This window comes from Rhodovibrio sodomensis, from assembly GCF_016583645.1.
GTDB classification, from domain to species: domain Bacteria; phylum Pseudomonadota; class Alphaproteobacteria; order Kiloniellales; family Rhodovibrionaceae; genus Rhodovibrio; species Rhodovibrio sodomensis.
In genome coordinates this window covers 119,906-134,329 of sequence record NZ_NRRL01000002.1, presented here as the reverse complement: position 1 = coordinate 134,329, position 14,424 = coordinate 119,906, and the positions used below count along the sequence as shown (strand labels likewise).

Annotated in this window: 11 protein-coding genes and 2 tRNA genes; 10 read left to right on the top strand and 3 right to left on the bottom strand. The window is 68.8% G+C overall.

Annotated elements, in window-relative coordinates; translation table 11 throughout:
- Window positions 1-156: 156 nt before the first annotated feature.
- The 3 genes from ald to rlmB form a co-directional block, all read right to left on the bottom strand.
- The gene (gene ald / locus CKO28_RS02400) at window positions 157-1,275 is read right to left on the bottom strand and encodes an alanine dehydrogenase (protein ID WP_200338931.1); all 1,119 of its coding nucleotides are present in this window, start codon (window positions 1,273-1,275) and stop codon (window positions 157-159) included.
- Between the two features lie 126 nt (window positions 1,276-1,401).
- Window positions 1,402-2,823, bottom strand: coding sequence for an omega-aminotransferase AptA (gene aptA, locus CKO28_RS02395; RefSeq protein ID WP_200338930.1), 1,422 nt, complete (start codon window positions 2,821-2,823; stop codon window positions 1,402-1,404).
- Window positions 2,824-3,101: 278 nt separating this feature from the next.
- Entirely contained in the window at window positions 3,102-4,031 is a 930-nt protein-coding gene (gene rlmB, locus CKO28_RS02390) for a 23S rRNA (guanosine(2251)-2'-O)-methyltransferase RlmB (protein WP_200338929.1), read from the bottom strand.
- A gap of 263 nt (window positions 4,032-4,294) precedes the next feature.
- On the opposite strand from rlmB, the gene CKO28_RS02385 reads away from it, so the two are divergent.
- The 10 genes from CKO28_RS02385 to rpoB all read left to right on the top strand — a co-directional run bounded on the left by CKO28_RS02385 (window position 4,295) and on the right by rpoB (window position 14,318).
- Window positions 4,295-4,369, top strand: a tRNA-Gly gene (locus tag CKO28_RS02385).
- 241 nt (window positions 4,370-4,610) lie between these two features.
- Complete coding sequence (tuf, locus tag CKO28_RS02380; protein ID WP_200338917.1) at window positions 4,611-5,801, top strand: elongation factor Tu; 1,191 nt, start codon at window positions 4,611-4,613, stop codon at window positions 5,799-5,801.
- 39 nt (window positions 5,802-5,840) lie between these two features.
- Window positions 5,841-5,916 (top strand) — tRNA-Trp (locus CKO28_RS02375).
- A 216-nt stretch (window positions 5,917-6,132) separates the two neighbouring features.
- Window positions 6,133-6,333: a preprotein translocase subunit SecE gene (secE, locus tag CKO28_RS02370; RefSeq protein WP_200338928.1), complete on the top strand. Its 201-nt coding sequence runs from the start codon at window positions 6,133-6,135 to the stop codon at window positions 6,331-6,333.
- 8 nt (window positions 6,334-6,341) lie between these two features.
- Window positions 6,342-6,902, top strand: a complete 561-nt coding sequence (nusG, locus tag CKO28_RS02365) for a transcription termination/antitermination protein NusG (protein ID WP_200338927.1) — start codon at window positions 6,342-6,344, stop codon at window positions 6,900-6,902.
- Window positions 6,903-7,039: 137 nt separating this feature from the next.
- Window positions 7,040-7,468, top strand: coding sequence for a 50S ribosomal protein L11 (gene rplK / locus CKO28_RS02360; protein WP_200338926.1), 429 nt, complete (start codon window positions 7,040-7,042; stop codon window positions 7,466-7,468).
- A 4-nt stretch (window positions 7,469-7,472) separates the two neighbouring features.
- Window positions 7,473-8,174: a 50S ribosomal protein L1 gene (rplA, locus tag CKO28_RS02355; protein WP_200338925.1), complete on the top strand. Its 702-nt coding sequence runs from the start codon at window positions 7,473-7,475 to the stop codon at window positions 8,172-8,174.
- Between the two features lie 496 nt (window positions 8,175-8,670).
- Window positions 8,671-9,189, top strand: a complete 519-nt coding sequence (rplJ, locus tag CKO28_RS02350; RefSeq protein ID WP_200338924.1) for a 50S ribosomal protein L10 — start codon at window positions 8,671-8,673, stop codon at window positions 9,187-9,189.
- A 53-nt stretch (window positions 9,190-9,242) separates the two neighbouring features.
- Window positions 9,243-9,614 (top strand): 50S ribosomal protein L7/L12, encoded by a 372-nt coding sequence (gene rplL / locus CKO28_RS02345; protein WP_200338923.1) that lies wholly within the window; start codon window positions 9,243-9,245, stop codon window positions 9,612-9,614.
- A 528-nt stretch (window positions 9,615-10,142) separates the two neighbouring features.
- Entirely contained in the window at window positions 10,143-14,318 is a 4,176-nt protein-coding gene (rpoB, locus tag CKO28_RS02340) for a DNA-directed RNA polymerase subunit beta (protein WP_200338922.1), read from the top strand.
- The last annotated feature ends 106 nt before the right edge of the window (window positions 14,319-14,424 follow it).

Below are 14,424 nucleotides of genomic sequence, written 5' to 3'. Positions count from 1 at the left end.
ACGCCCGCGCGCATTCGCGACGAATGCAGTCGATTTCAGGCGGTTAGGGTAGGCCGCGCCGTGCCGAACGCGGCCATCGCGCAGCGCCCGATCTGGTCTCTGCCGCTTGGCGAGAGTCGCGCGGACTGGGCGCAGGCGCCCGGTCGCGGCCCTGGCCTAAAACCCAAGCGCCTGCTGCGGCGGGACGAAGTCGTAGCCCAGGTTGTCGGCGACCGCCTTGTAGGTGACCTGGCCCTTGTGGACGTTCAGGCCGTTCATCAGGTGCGGGTCCTCGCCCAGCGCGCGCTTCACGCCCTTGTCGGCGAGCGCCAGGACGAACCGCATGGTGGCGTTGGTGAGCGCGAAGGTGCTGGTGCGCGCGACCGCGCCCGGCATGTTGGTCACGCAGTAGTGCACCACGTCGTCGACCACGTAGGTCGGCGCGTCGTGGGTCGTCGGCCTGGAGGTCTCGAAGCAGCCGCCCTGGTCGATCGCCACGTCGACCATCACCGAGCCCGGCCTCATCTTGCGCACCATGTCGTGGGTCACCAGCTTGGGCGCCGCCGCGCCCGGCACCAGCACGCAGCCGATCACGACGTCGGCGGCCTCGACCGCCTTTTCGATGTGGTCGACGGTGGAGTACAGCGTGTCCAATTCGCGGCCGAAATAGAGGTCGACCTCGTTCAGCTTGTCGAGCGACTTGTCGATCGCGAACACCTTGGCCTGCATGCCCATCGCCATGCGCGCGGCGTTCATGCCGGAGACCCCGCAGCCGAGCACCACCACGTTGGCCGGCAGCACGCCCGGAACGCCGCCCATCAGCACGCCCTTGCCGCCCTGGTTCTTCTCCAGGCAGTGCGCGGCGACCTGCGCGCTCATCCGCCCGGCGACCTCGCTCATCGGCGCCAGCAGGGGCAGGCGGCCGTGCGCGTCGGTGACCGTCTCGTAGGCGATCGCCGTGCAGCCGCTGTCGACCAGGCCCCGGGTCTGCTCGGCGTCGGGGGCAAGGTGGAGGTAGGTGAACAGCAACTGGTCCTCGGACAGCTGCGTGTACTCGCGCGCCAGCGGCTCCTTCACCTTGACGATCATGTCGGCCTTGGCGAACACCTCCGCGGCGTCGTCGACGATCGTGGCCCCGGCGTCCTGGTAGTCGGCGTCGAACATGCCGATGCCCGCTCCGGCCCCGCTTTGGACGATCACCTGGTGGCCGTGGTGGACCAGTTCACGCACGCCCGCCGGCACCAGGCCGACCCGGTACTCGTGAACCTTCACCTCGCTTGGAACGCCGATCAGCATGGGCTTCGTCCTTCTTCGTCGTGTGCAGGGGTGCAAACGCCCGCGTGCCGGGCCGACACGCGGGCGTTCGGGTCTCAGGCCCCGGTCGCTGGGCCCGGGTCGCTCGGCCCGGGTCGTTGGGCGCCGTCAGGGCGTGGCGTCGAGCGCCTTGCGCGTCATCTCGACCATCTGGTCGATCTGCTGTTCGCTCACCATCAGCGGCGGCGACAGCGCCAGGATGTCGCCGGTCACCCGGGTCAGGAGGCCGTCTTCCCAGGCGTTGGTGAACACCTCGTAGCCGCGCATCCCGGGCGCGCCCTCGCGCGGGGCGAGTTCGATGCCGGCGACCAGACCCAGGTTGCGCACGTCGATCACGTGCGGATGGTCGGCCAGGCTGTGGACCGCCTCCTGCCACTTGGGCGCCAGGCTGGCGGCGTGCTCGAACAGCCCGTCCTCCTTGTAGACCTCCAGCGTCGCCAGCGCCGCCGCGCAGGCGAGCGGGTGGGCGGAGTAGGTGTAGCCGTGGAACAGCTCGATCGTCCCGCCGCCGTGCTCGGCTTCCTCCATGAACGCGTCGTAGATTCCCTTGCGGCAGAACACGGCGCCCATCGGCACGGTCCCGTTGGTGATCCCCTTGGCGACCGTGATCAGGTCCGGGGTGACGCCGAAGTAGTCGGCGGCGAAGCCGGTGCCCAGCCGGCCGAAGCCGGTGATCACCTCGTCGAAGATCAACAGGATGCCGTGCTTGTCGCAGATCTCGCGCAGGCGCTGCAGGTAGCCCTTGGGCGGCACCAGCACGCCGGTCGAGCCGGCCAGCGGCTCGACGATCACCGCGGCGATCGTCTCCGGGCCGTGTAGGGCGCAGATCCGCTCCAGCTCGTCGGCGAGATGCGCACCGTGTTCCGGCTGGCCCTTGGTGTTGCGGTTGTGCTCGGGCAGGTGGGTGTGCGGCAGGTGGTCGACGCCCGTCAGCAGCTGGCCGAACTTGCGCCGGTTGTTGACGATCCCGCCGACCGAGATGCCGCCGAAGCCGACCCCGTGGTAGCCGCGCTCCCGGCCGATCAGGCGGGTGCGCTGGCCCTCGCCGCGGGCACGGTGGTAGGCGAGCGCGATCTTGAGCGCGCTGTCGACCGCCTCGGAGCCGGAGTTGGCGAAGAACACGTGGTCGAACGCGCCGTCGCCCGGCGCCATCCCGATCAGCCGGTTGGCGAGCTGGAAGGCGAGCGGATGGCTCAGCTGGAAGGCCGGCGCGTAGTCCAGCCGGGCGACCTGCTGCTGCACCGCCTCGACGATCCGCTGGCGGCCGTGACCGGCGTTGACGCACCACAGCCCGGCGGTGCCGTCCAGCACCTGGCGGTTGTCGTCGGTGGTGTAGTGCATGTCCTTGGCGCCGGTGATCACCTTGGGCTTGCGCTTGAATTCGCGGTTCCAGGTGAACGGCATCCAGAAGGCCTCGAGGGTGTTCGCCGACCCCTCGAACTGGACGTCGAACTGGCCGGCGAAGTCGCCTTCGCCCGTGTGCCCGTGACGGGTGGCCTGGTCGCCGCCGCCGGCGTGCGATCCCTCCATGGCGTTGTCTCCCTTGCATGGCCCGGTGCCTGGCCCGAACCGGCTTGGCCCGAACCGGCGTCGCGCCGCGCTCAATGCGAAATGCCTAGAGGCCGCGTCCGCCTTCTGGCCGATTCTCGCGCGACCTTCTTTGAGAGCGGGCAAGACACAGCGGAAAGGTGGAACCACCTTTCCGCGTATCGCCCTGAGCCGGCCGCGGCCGGTCCCTCGGCGGCGACGATAGCACCTGCCGGCGGGCGTACAACCCGCGTCTCGCAGCGGGTCGCGGGGCGCGACTGCTAGCCGGCCTTGCGCCCGATCAGTTCGTACAGCCCGACCGCGGCGGCGTTGGAGACGTTGAGTTCCGCGATCGGGCCACGCGTGGGCAGGCGCACCAACGCGTCGCAGGTTTCCCGGGTCTTGTGGCGCAGGCCGTGGCCTTCCGCGCCCAGCACCAGGCCCAGGCGGTCCTGGCCGGCTTCGTCGGCGAGCGTGGCGGTCGCCTCCTGCGCCAGGCCCAGCAGCCGGAAGCCGTGGTCCTGCGCACGCGCCATCGCGCGCGCCAGGTTGGTGACGTGCGGGTAGGGGACGTGTTCCAGCGCGCCCGACGCCGCCTTGGCGAGCGCGCCGGTCTCGCCCGGGGCGTTGCGCTTGGTGGTGACCACCGCCGTCGCGCCGAAGGCGGAGGCGGAGCGCAGCACCGCGCCGACGTTGTGCGGGTCGCTGACCTGATCCAGCAGGACCAACGCCGCCGGCCGGTCGGCGGGCAGGTCGGCCAGCAGGCTCTCCAGATCGGGCTGATCGAGCGGGTCGGCCTGCACCGCGATGCCCTGGTGCACGGCGCTGGCGGGCAGGTGCTGGGCGAACGCGTGGCGGGCGATGATCTCCGGCTTGCGGACGTCGTCGCGCGCCTCCAGCAGCTCCGCGACCTCGGTTTCCCAGGTCTCCACCGTCTCGCCCGCGATCAGGACGCGCCGGCACTGCCGCGCCGGGTTGGCGAGCGCGGCGAGCACGGCGTGGCCGCCCCACAGCCAGCCGGCCGCGTCGCGGTCGGGCGGCCGCGGGCCGGACGGCTTGCCTCCGGGGTTGCCCTTGCCGGCCGGGCGCTGGCGCGCGCCGGCGGGCGGGCCCGGCTTGCGGGCGCCTTGGCCGCGCGCGCCCTTGGGGCGGTCGCCTTGGGCGGCGGTGGCTGGGCGGCTCGGGTCGTTCTTGCGTTCGCGTTGGGCCATGCCTACCCTTCTGACGGGCCGTGATAGACGACGCAACCACGCAGGCCACGCACCCGGCCGGCCGGTCGCTTCCGGCCGCCGGCTCCGGCGGGCGGCGCCGGGGGGCGTGCGCGGTCTTTTAGCGTTGACAGGCAACCGTGATTCGCCATAAGTCACGGGCCCGAAGCCGACGGGTCAACCGCCGGCCGTAGACCTATGCGGCCGGCCCAGACGACCCGACGGCAGCGGTGCCCGGCCGACGACGCAGGTGCAGCCGCGCTTGCGCGGGTGTAGCTCAATGGTCAGAGCACCAGCCTTCCAAGCTGGGGATGTGGGTTCGATTCCCATCACCCGCTCCAAACCGACCCCCTGCCGACCCGCGGCGGGAACGCGTCGGCGGCTTGCGAAGGCGCCGCGCCGGTGCCGGACGATCCGGTCACGGACCGGCCCGGCACGACGGCGCGCGGATCGGAGCGCGGACACAGCTGAGCCCGCGTCGGGCGCAGCGCACGGAGCATAACCGCCGGCCCTCCGGCAGACCGCCCTAGGTCGATCGCGGGCGTTGCCGCCCGCCAGCAAAAGCGCAAACAGGAACGCGAGATGGCGAAGCAAAAGTTCGAGCGCGACAAGCCGCACTGCAACATCGGGACGATCGGTCACGTCGACCACGGCAAGACGACGCTGACGGCGGCGATCACGAAGGTGCTGGCGGAGCAGGGCGGTTCGCAGTACATGGCGTACGACGCGATCGATAAGGCGCCGGAGGAGAAGCAGCGCGGGATCACGATTTCGACGGCGCACGTGGAGTATCAGACGCCGCACCGTCACTACGCGCACGTCGACTGCCCGGGTCACGCGGACTACGTGAAGAACATGATCACGGGCGCGGCGCAGATGGACGGCGCGGTGCTGGTGGTTTCGGCGGCGGACGGACCGATGCCGCAGACGCGCGAGCACATTCTGCTGGCGCGCCAGGTCGGGGTTCCGGCGATCGTGGTGTACCTGAACAAGTGCGATCAGGTGGACGACGAGGAGCTGTTGGAGCTGGTCGAGCTGGAGGTCCGGGAGCTGTTGAACAACTACGACTTCCCGGGCGACGACGTGCCGGTGGTCAAGGGCTCGGCGCTGGTGGCGATCGAGAACGGCGACCAGAAGATGGGGGCGGACAGCATCCTGGAGCTGGTCGACGCGATCGACAACTACATCCCGCAGCCGGAGCGCGCGGCGGACCGGCCGTTCCTGATGCCGATCGAGGACGTGTTCTCGATCTCGGGGCGCGGCACGGTGGTGACGGGCCGCGTCGAGCAGGGCGTGGTCAAGACCGGCGAGGAGGTCGAGATCGTCGGCATCCGGAAGACGCGCAAGACGGTGGTGACCGGTGTCGAGATGTTCCGCAAGCTCTTGGACCAGGGCCAGGCGGGCGACAACATCGGCGCGCTGTTGCGCGGGGTTGCGCGCGACGACGTGGAGCGCGGTCAGGTGCTGGCGAAGCCGGGGACGATCACGCCGCACACGAAGTTCACGGCGGAGGCGTACATCCTGAACAAGGACGAGGGCGGCCGGCACACGCCGTTCTTCACGAACTACCGGCCGCAGTTCTACTTCCGGACGACGGACGTGACCGGTGTCGTGACCCTGCCGGAGGGCACGGAGATGGTGATGCCGGGCGACAACGTGACGATGGACGTGGAGCTGATCCACCCGATCGCCATGGACGAGGGCCTGCGCTTCGCCATCCGCGAGGGCGGCCGCACCGTCGGCGCCGGCGTCGTGTCGAAGATCATCGAATAGGCGCCGCCGGGTGCGCGGCGGCGCCAACGGAGGGCTTGTAGGAGTGTAGCTCAATTGGCAGAGCACCGGTCTCCAAAACCGGCGGCTGGGGGTTCGAGTCCCTCCACTCCTGCCAACTCCTGACAAGAGGCGAGACGACCGTCACGGATCGACCGCTGCGGCGCCCGGAGGGCACGACCCTTCGGGCGCCCGCGTCGTCTAGGGCATCCGGGCGGCACGGCAAGACGAAAACAGCAGGGTCGGGCGCGCCGACACGCGGCGAGGGTCCGCCCCAGCGCGGCAGTCGGAACCGGCGCGGCCGGCGCCCGCGACCCTGACGGAAGCGAGATCGATGGCCACCAAGTTCAATCCCGGACAGTTCGTCCGCGAAGTCCGGCAGGAAACCGCGAAGGTCACCTGGCCGACGCGCAAGGAGACGACGATCACCACCGTGATGGTGTTCATCTTCGTGTTCCTGGCCGCGATCTTCTTCTTCGTCGTCGACCAGGCGCTGTCGGCGATCGTGCAGGTCATTCTCGGGTTCGGAGGGTAAGCGCAGCGATGGCGGAACAAGCTCTGGATTCCGGGCCGCGGCCGCGCTGGTACGTCGTGCACGCCTACTCCGGGTTCGAAAAGAAGGTCGCCGAGGCGATCCAGGAGCAGGCTCAGCAGAAGGGCATGGACCACCTGTTCGAGCAGGTGCTGGTGCCGACCGAGGAGGTCGTCGAGCTGAAGCGCGGGCAGAAGGTCAGCCAGGAGCGCAAGTTCTTCCCCGGCTACGTGCTGGTGAAGATGGTGATGACCGACCAGTCCTGGCACCTGGTCAAGAACACGCCGAAGGTGACCGGCTTCCTGGGCCAGCGCGGCAAGCCCTCGCCGATCTCCGAAAAGGAAGCGACCCAGATCCTGAACCAGGTTCAGGAAGGGGTGGAGCGGCCGAAGCCGTCCGTCACCTTCGAGGTCGGCGAGCAGGTGCGGGTGGTCGACGGCCCGTTCACCTCGTTCTCGGGCACGGTCGAGGATGTCGATACCGAGCGCAGCCGGGTGAAGGTCGCGGTGTCGATCTTCGGCCGCTCGACGCCGGTCGAACTGGAGTTCACGCAGGTGGAAAAGCAGCAGTAGCGCGGCCGCTGCCCGAACGTCTGGACGTAACGCCGAAACATGGACCGCGGGGCACGCCCCGGACCGGTCCGTGAGGCGCGGGAGGCGCTGCCATCGCCGGACCGCGCAACCCGAAACTCAAGACACAGGGTTGAGAGATGGCAAAGAAAGTAACCGGATCCATCAAGCTGGAGATCCCGGCCGGCAAGGCGAACCCGTCGCCGCCGGTTGGTCCGGCGCTGGGCCAGCGCGGCCTCAACATCATGGAGTTCTGCAAGGCGTTCAACGCCGCCACGCAGGACATCGAGCCGGGCACCCCGACGCCGGTGATCATCACCGCCTACTCCGACCGCTCGTTCACCTTCGAGACCAAGACCGCCCCGGCGGGCTACTATCTCAAGCGGGCGGCCAAGATTAACAAGGGCGCCAAGACGCCGAAGATGCAGACCGTGGGCTCGGTCACGCTGGACCAGGTCCGCGAGATCGCCGAGGCGAAGTTCCAGGACCTGAACGCCTACGACATCGAGACGGCGATGGAGAGCATCAAGGGCTCGGCGCGGTCCATGGGCATCGAGGTCACGGAGTAGCACGATGGCACGACGCGGCAAGAAAATCACCGACGCCTACAAGGGCCTCGACCGCACCCGTGCGTTCGGCCTTGAGGAGGCGATCAAGACGATCCGCGACCGCCAGGTCTCGCGGTTCGACGAAACCTTCGAGATCGCCATGAACCTGGGTCTGAACCCGCGGCACGCGGACCAGACGTTGCGCGGCGCCGTGACGCTGCCGCACGGCACCGGCAAGGCGGTGCGCGTGGCGGTGTTCGCCCGCGGCGACAAGGCCCAGGCGGCGCAGGACGCGGGCGCCGACCTGGTCGGCGCCGAGGACCTGGCCGAGCAGATCCAGAACGGCGAGCTGAACTTCGAGCGGGCGATCGCCACGCCGGACCTGATGCCCGTGGTTGGCCGGCTGGGTAAGATCCTGGGCCCGCGCGGCCTGATGCCGAACCCGAAGCTGGGCACGGTCACCAACGACGTCGCCGAAGCTGTCAAGGCCGCCAAGGGCGGGCAGGTGACCTTCCGCGCCGAGCGCGCCGGCCTGGTCCACGCCGGCATCGGCAAGGCCAGCTTCGACGACCAGCAGCTGGCCGAGAACGCGCGCGCGTTCTACGACGCGATCGTGAAGAACAAGCCCTCGGGCGCGAAGGGACAGTACATCAAGAAGGTGTCCATGTCCTCGACCATGAGCCCGGGCCTGAAGCTGGACGTGGCGACGCTGCAGCCGCAGCAGTAGCCAGCCTGGCTTCGCGAACGCATCGAGGGGGACGGCGCGGGGACGCGTCGTCGCCCCCTTGATTGCGGTGCCGGCGCGGCGTTACCCGTCGCGTCCGGCACCTTGACGGGCGGCCGCCCGTCCGTTCCGGGCAACCGGCGCGGAACGGACCGGCCGCCAACCTGTCCGAGACTGCAGGTGCGGAGAACCGCCGGTTTTCCGCCTAAGTCCTGATCGATGGGGCCTGCATAGACAGGAAGCAAAAAGGTTCGCGCGTGAGCCGCGGCCTGGACCGGGCAACCGGCCGGGCTCCGGCTTAGACACGCACGGGCTTGAGCTTCCGGGACAGGCGAACCGGGCATCCGGGTCGCCAGCTTGCTTGGGTGATCCCGGATGGCCTCGTGCAAACGCCGGACCGGCGCGACCCACCGGCGCCCGTAGTTGGCCGCACTCCTAGGACGCGGCCGAACGGGGCGGCGGAAGCCGGCTCGGACAAGAGGGAACGGAGAAAAGATCCGTGGACCGTGCAGAGAAACAGCAACTGGTCTCCGATCTGCATCAGACGTTCCAGGACGTGTCCACCGTCGTGGTGACCCGGCCGAACGGCCTCACCGTGGCGGAGGTCAACGACCTGCGGCGCCAGATGTACGACGCGGGGGCGCGGTACAAGGTTGCGAAGAATACCCTGGCACGGCTCGCCCTTGACGGCACGCAGTTCGAGGGGCTGCTGCCGATGATGGAAGGTCAGACCGCGCTCGCGTGGTCCGACGACCCCGTCTCGGCCGCCAAGACCGTCGTTGAGTATGCCAACAAGAATAAGAAGTTGGAGATTCTCGGCGGCGCCTACGGCGAGAAGGTCCTGGACGCCAGCGGCGTCGAGGAGCTGGCGAAGACCCCGAGCCTGGACGAATCCCGCGCGACCATCGTGGGCCTCCTGCAGACGCCGGCGCAGCGCGTCGTCACCGTCACGCAGGCGCCCGCCAGTCAGATCGCCCGGGTGCTGCAGGCATACGCCGACAAGGACGAGGCCGCGTAAGGGCGGTCGATTACCCGAGACATCACGAAGCTCAAGCCTAACTGGAGATAGAAATGGCTGATCTGGACAAGCTCGTCGACGAGCTTTCGAACCTTACCGTCATGGAGGCCGCCGAGCTCTCCAAGAAGCTCGAGGAGCACTGGGGCGTCAGCGCGGCCGCGCCGGTCGCGGCCGGCGGCGGTGGCGGCGAGGCCGCCGCGCCCGCGGAAGAGAAGACCGAGTTCGACGTCATCCTGACCGCGCCGGGCGACAAGAAGATTAACGTGATTAAGGAGGTGCGCGGCATCACCGGCCTGGGCCTCAAGGAGGCGAAGGAGATGGTCGAGAACGTCCCGAAGGCGCTGAAGGAAGGCGTCGACAAGGACGAGGCCGAGCAGATCAAGAAGAAGATCGAGGATGCCGGCGGCACCGTGGAGCTGAAGTAAGCTGACGGTTTTGACCGCTCACGCGAAGCCGATCGCGGCGCGCGGCCCCACGGGGCGGCGCGCCGCTTCGGTGCGTTCGCCATCGGCAGGCGTCCGGCGGGCAGCCCGAAGCGGGCTGACGCGCGCGGGCGCCGTCGTCGCTTTACCGCACGGATGTTTGGCGGGGGGCCTCGATGGCAAGACGCGCGCGGCCCACGACGTGACAGCCGCTTCCTTCACCGGCGGAGCCAGCCGCGCCGGTGAAGCAAGCGGCGCGACGCCCGGGCCTGTCCCAAGCAACCGGCGGCTGCCCTTGGTCAAGGCACCAACGCTCCCCGCAACCAGGCAATCCAGAGCGCTGATGTAAGAGCTTTCCGACGCAAGCACACGGGACTGAGACGCGCCCGTCCCTCCACCTCCGCCGACGTGTGCGCGGGGGCCGTCGCGGGCGCGACAGCAGCACGATCCACCGCTCCGGCCGGCCGGGGTGTCCAGGGTCCCCGGCGAGGGTCCGGCGGCGGCGGTGGAGCCGAACACAGAGGACGAGATATGTCGCAGCAGCAGACGTTCACCGGTCGCAAGCGGATCCGCAAGACTTTCGGGAAGATCCCCGAGGTCACCACGATGCCCAACCTGATCGAGACCCAGAAGCAGTCGTACGATCAGCTGCTGCAGAAGGACATGGAGCACGAGGAGCGTCGCGAGGTCGGCCTGCAGGAGGTCTACAAGTCGATCTTCCCGATCCGCGACTTCTCGGACCGGGCGGAGCTGCAGTACGTCCGCTACGAGCTCGAGGAGCCCAAGTACGACGTCGAGGAGTGCCAGCAGCGCGGCATGACCTACGCCTCGCCGGCGCGGGTGACGCTGCGGCTCGTGGTCTGGGATGTCGACGAGGACACCGGCGCCAAGTCGGTGCGCGACATCAAGGAGCAGGACGTCTACATGGGCGACATGCCGCTGATGACCGAACACGGCACGTTCATCATCAACGGTACCGAGCGCGTGATCGTCTCCCAGATGCACCGCAGCCCGGGCGTGTTCTTCGACCACGACCGCGGCAAGACGCACTCCAGCGGCAAGTACCTGTTCGCCGCCCGGGTGATCCCCTACCGCGGCTCCTGGCTGGACTTCGAGTTCGACGCCAAGGACTTGGTGCACGTGCGCGTCGACCGCCGGCGCAAGCTGCCCGCGACGACCCTGCTGATGGCGCTCGACAGCGCCGAGACGGCGAAGCTGCGCGCCGAGCGCGCGGCGCAGGGCGGCACCCTGGAGCCGCACGAGGCCGAGGGCATGAGCCCCGAGGAGATCCTGGCGTATTTCTACGACCGGATCGACTACAAGAAGGACAAGCAGGGCTGGCGCACCAAGTTCGACCCGCAGGCGATGCGCGGCGTGAAGCTGTCGCACGACCTGGTCAACGCGGCCACCGGCGAGACCCTGGTCGAGGCGGGCGAGAAGATCACCCCGCGCAAGGCGCGCAAGCTGGTCGAGGAGAACGGCCTGGACGAGCACGTCGTCCCGGCGGACCAGCTGGTCGGCCGCTACGTCGCCGCCGACCTGATCAACGAGGAAACCGGCGAGATCCTGTGCGAGGCCGGTGAAGAGATCTCCGAGCACATGCTGGAGCAGTTCGATCAGGTCGGAATCACGCAGGTGCCGACCCTGGCGATCGACCACGTGTCGGTCGGGGCGTACCTGCGCAACTCGCTGATGATCGACAAGAACACCAGTCGCGAGGACGCGCTGATCGACATCTACCGGGTGATGCGACCGGGCGAGCCGCCGACCCTCGAGTCCGCGGAGCAGATGTTCAACAGCCTGTTCTTCGATTCCGACCGCTACGACCTGTCCTCGGTCGGTCGCGTCAAGATGAACGCGCGCATGGGCTTCGAGACCGACGATCAGCTGCGCACCCTGCGCAAGGACGACATCCTGGCGATCGTCAAGGAGCTGTGCGAGCTGAAGGACGGCCGCGGCGAGATCGACGACATCGACCACCTGGGCAACCGCCGCGTGCGCTCGGTCGGCGAATTGATGGAGAACCAGTACCGCGTCGGCCTGCTGCGCATGGAGCGCGCGATCCGCGAGCGGATGAGCTCGGTCGAGATCGACAGCGTGATGCCGCACGATCTGATCAACGCCAAGCCGGCGGCGGCCGCGGTGCGCGAGTTCTTCGGCAGCTCCCAGCTGTCGCAGTTCATGGACCAGACCAACCCGCTGTCGGAGATCACCCACAAGCGCCGCCTGTCGGCGCTCGGCCCGGGCGGTCTGACGCGCGAGCGCGCCGGCTTCGAGGTGCGCGACGTGCACCCGACGCACTACGGCCGGATCTGCCCGATCGAGACGCCGGAGGGGCCGAACATCGGCCTGATCAACTCGCTGGCGACCTACGCCCGGGTCAACAAGTACGGCTTCATCGAGAGCCCCTACCGTAAGGTCAAGGACGGTCAGGTCACCGACGAGGTGGTCTACCTCTCGGCGATGGACGAGGTGCGCTACACCGTCGCCCAGGCGAACGCCGAGGTCGACGAGAACGGCAAGCTGTCGAGCGACCTGATCTCCTGCCGCCGGGGCGGGGAGTACCTGCTCGCGCGGCCGGAGGAGATCGAATACAAGGACGTCTCGCCCAAGCAGATCGTCTCGGTCGCCGCGGCGCTGATCCCGTTCCTGGAGAACGACGACGCCAACCGCGCGCTGATGGGCTCCAACATGATGCGCCAGGCGGTGCCGCTGGTGCAGTCGGAGGCCCCGCTGGTCGGCACCGGCATCGAGGACAAGGTGGCGCAGGACTCCGGCGTCGCGATCTCCGCCAAGCGCGGCGGCGTGGTCGACCAGGTCGACGCCACCCGCGTGGTGATCCGGGTCACCGACCAGACCTCGTCCGGCGAGCAGGCGGTCGACATCTACAACCTGCGCAAGTTCCAGCGCTCCAACCAGAACACCTCGATCACCCAGCGGCCGCTGGTGCGCGTGGGCGAGGAGATCGCCAAGGGCGACATCATCGCCGACGGCCCGTCGACCAACCGCGGCGAACTCGCGATCGGGCGCAACGTGCTGTGCGCGTTCATGCCGTGGATGGGCTACAACTTCGAGGACTCGATCCTGCTTTCCGAGCGCGTCGTGCGCGACGACGTCTTCACCTCGATCCACATCGAGGAGTTCGACGTGATGGCCCGCGACACCAAGCTGGGCCAGGAAGAGATCACCCGCGACATCCCCAACGTCGGCGAGGACGCGCTGCGCAACCTGGACGAGGCGGGCATCGTCTACATCGGCGCCGAGGTCAACGCGGGCGACATCCTGATCGGCAAGGTCACTCCGAAGGGCGAGAGCCCGATGACGCCGGAGGAGAAGCTGCTCCGCGCGATCTTCGGCGAGAAGGCGTCCGACGTGCGCGATACCTCGCTGCGGGTGCCGCCGGGCGTCTGGGGCACGGTCGTCGAGGTCCGGGTGTTCTCCCGACGCGGCGTCGAGAAGGACGAGCGTGCGCTCGCGATCGAGCGCGCCGAGATCGAGCGCCTCGCCAAGGACCGCGACGACGAGAAGGCGATCCTGGAGCGTTCCTTCTACGGCCGTCTGAAGGACCTGCTGCTGGGCCAGACCGTCGGCTCGGGCCCGAAGGGCATGAAGGCCGACCAGGAGGTCAGCGAGCAGCTGCTGTCCGACTACACCCCGGGCCAGTGGCGCCAGATCACCGTCAAGGACGACAAGGTCCAGGGCGAGATCGAGGAGCTGAACCGGCAGTTCGACGAGGCGATCGAGGCGCTGACCAAGCGCTTCGAGAACAAGGTCGACAAGCTGCAGCGCGGCGACGAGCTGCCGCCCGGCGTGATGAAGATGGTCAAGGTCTTCGTCGCGACCAAGCGCAAGATGCAGCCGGGCGACAAGATGGCCGGCCGGCACGGCAACAAGGGCGTGATCTCCCGGATCGTGCCGATCGAGGACATGCCGCATACCCAGGACGGCGACCCGGTCGACATCGTCCTGAACCCGCTGGGCGTGCCCTCGCGCATGAACGTCGGGCAGATCCTGGAGACCCACCTCGGCTGGGCCGCCGCGGGTCTGGGCAAGCAGCTGAACGACATGGTCTCGACCGCGCGCAAGAACGGCGTCAGCGAGTTGCGCGGCAAGCTGCAGCGGATCTACGGCGAGGAGAGCTACAACAAGGAGATCGCGCCGCTCGACGACGAGAGCGTGGTCGACTTCGCCGAGAGCCTGAAGGACGGCGTGCCGATGGCCACCCCGGTGTTCGACGGCGCCAAGGAAGACGAGATCGTCGATCTCCTGGAGGCCGCGGGGCTGGACAGCTCCGGTCAGGTGACCCTGGTCGACGGCCGCACGGGCGAGCCGTTCCACCGGCCGGTCACGGTGGGCTACATCTACATGCTGAAGCTCCACCACCTGGTCGACGACAAGATCCACGCCCGGTCGATCGGTCCGTACAGCCTGGTCACCCAGCAGCCGCTGGGCGGCAAGGCGCAGTTCGGCGGCCAGCGGTTCGGCGAGATGGAGGTCTGGGCGCTGGAGGCCTACGGCGCGGCCTACACGCTGCAGGAGATGCTGACGGTGAAGTCGGACGACGTGTCCGGCCGCACCAAGGTCTACGAGGCGATCGTCAAGGGCGACGACAACTTCGAGGCCGGCATCCCAGAGTCCTTCAACGTGCTGATCAAGGAGCTGCGCTCGCTCGGCCTCAACGTCGAGATGAAGCAGAGCGAGCCGTAAGCCGCCGGACAGGCACAGGCTTTAGACGACCAAGACAGGCGGCGGACCGGGCCAATCAAGGCGCGCCCCCGGCCCGCCGCCGATCGAGACCGCTTCCGGCCCGCGC

Excerpts from the sequence above, each read along its gene's own strand:
- ald (WP_200338931.1), bottom strand. The coding sequence starts at position 1,275 with ATGCTGATCGGCGTTCCAAGCGAGGTGAAGGTTCACGAGTACCGGGTC.
- aptA (WP_200338930.1), bottom strand. The coding sequence starts at position 2,823 with ATGGAGGGATCGCACGCCGGCGGCGGCGACCAGGCCACCCGTCACGGG.
- rlmB (WP_200338929.1), bottom strand. The coding sequence starts at position 4,031 with ATGGCCCAACGCGAACGCAAGAACGACCCGAGCCGCCCAGCCACCGCC.
- tuf (WP_200338917.1), top strand. The coding sequence starts at position 4,611 with ATGGCGAAGCAAAAGTTCGAGCGCGACAAGCCGCACTGCAACATCGGG.
- secE (WP_200338928.1), top strand. The coding sequence starts at position 6,133 with ATGGCCACCAAGTTCAATCCCGGACAGTTCGTCCGCGAAGTCCGGCAG.
- nusG (WP_200338927.1), top strand. The coding sequence starts at position 6,342 with ATGGCGGAACAAGCTCTGGATTCCGGGCCGCGGCCGCGCTGGTACGTC.
- rplK (WP_200338926.1), top strand. The coding sequence starts at position 7,040 with ATGGCAAAGAAAGTAACCGGATCCATCAAGCTGGAGATCCCGGCCGGC.
- rplA (WP_200338925.1), top strand. The coding sequence starts at position 7,473 with ATGGCACGACGCGGCAAGAAAATCACCGACGCCTACAAGGGCCTCGAC.
- rplL (WP_200338923.1), top strand. The coding sequence starts at position 9,243 with ATGGCTGATCTGGACAAGCTCGTCGACGAGCTTTCGAACCTTACCGTC.
- rpoB (WP_200338922.1), top strand. The coding sequence starts at position 10,143 with ATGTCGCAGCAGCAGACGTTCACCGGTCGCAAGCGGATCCGCAAGACT.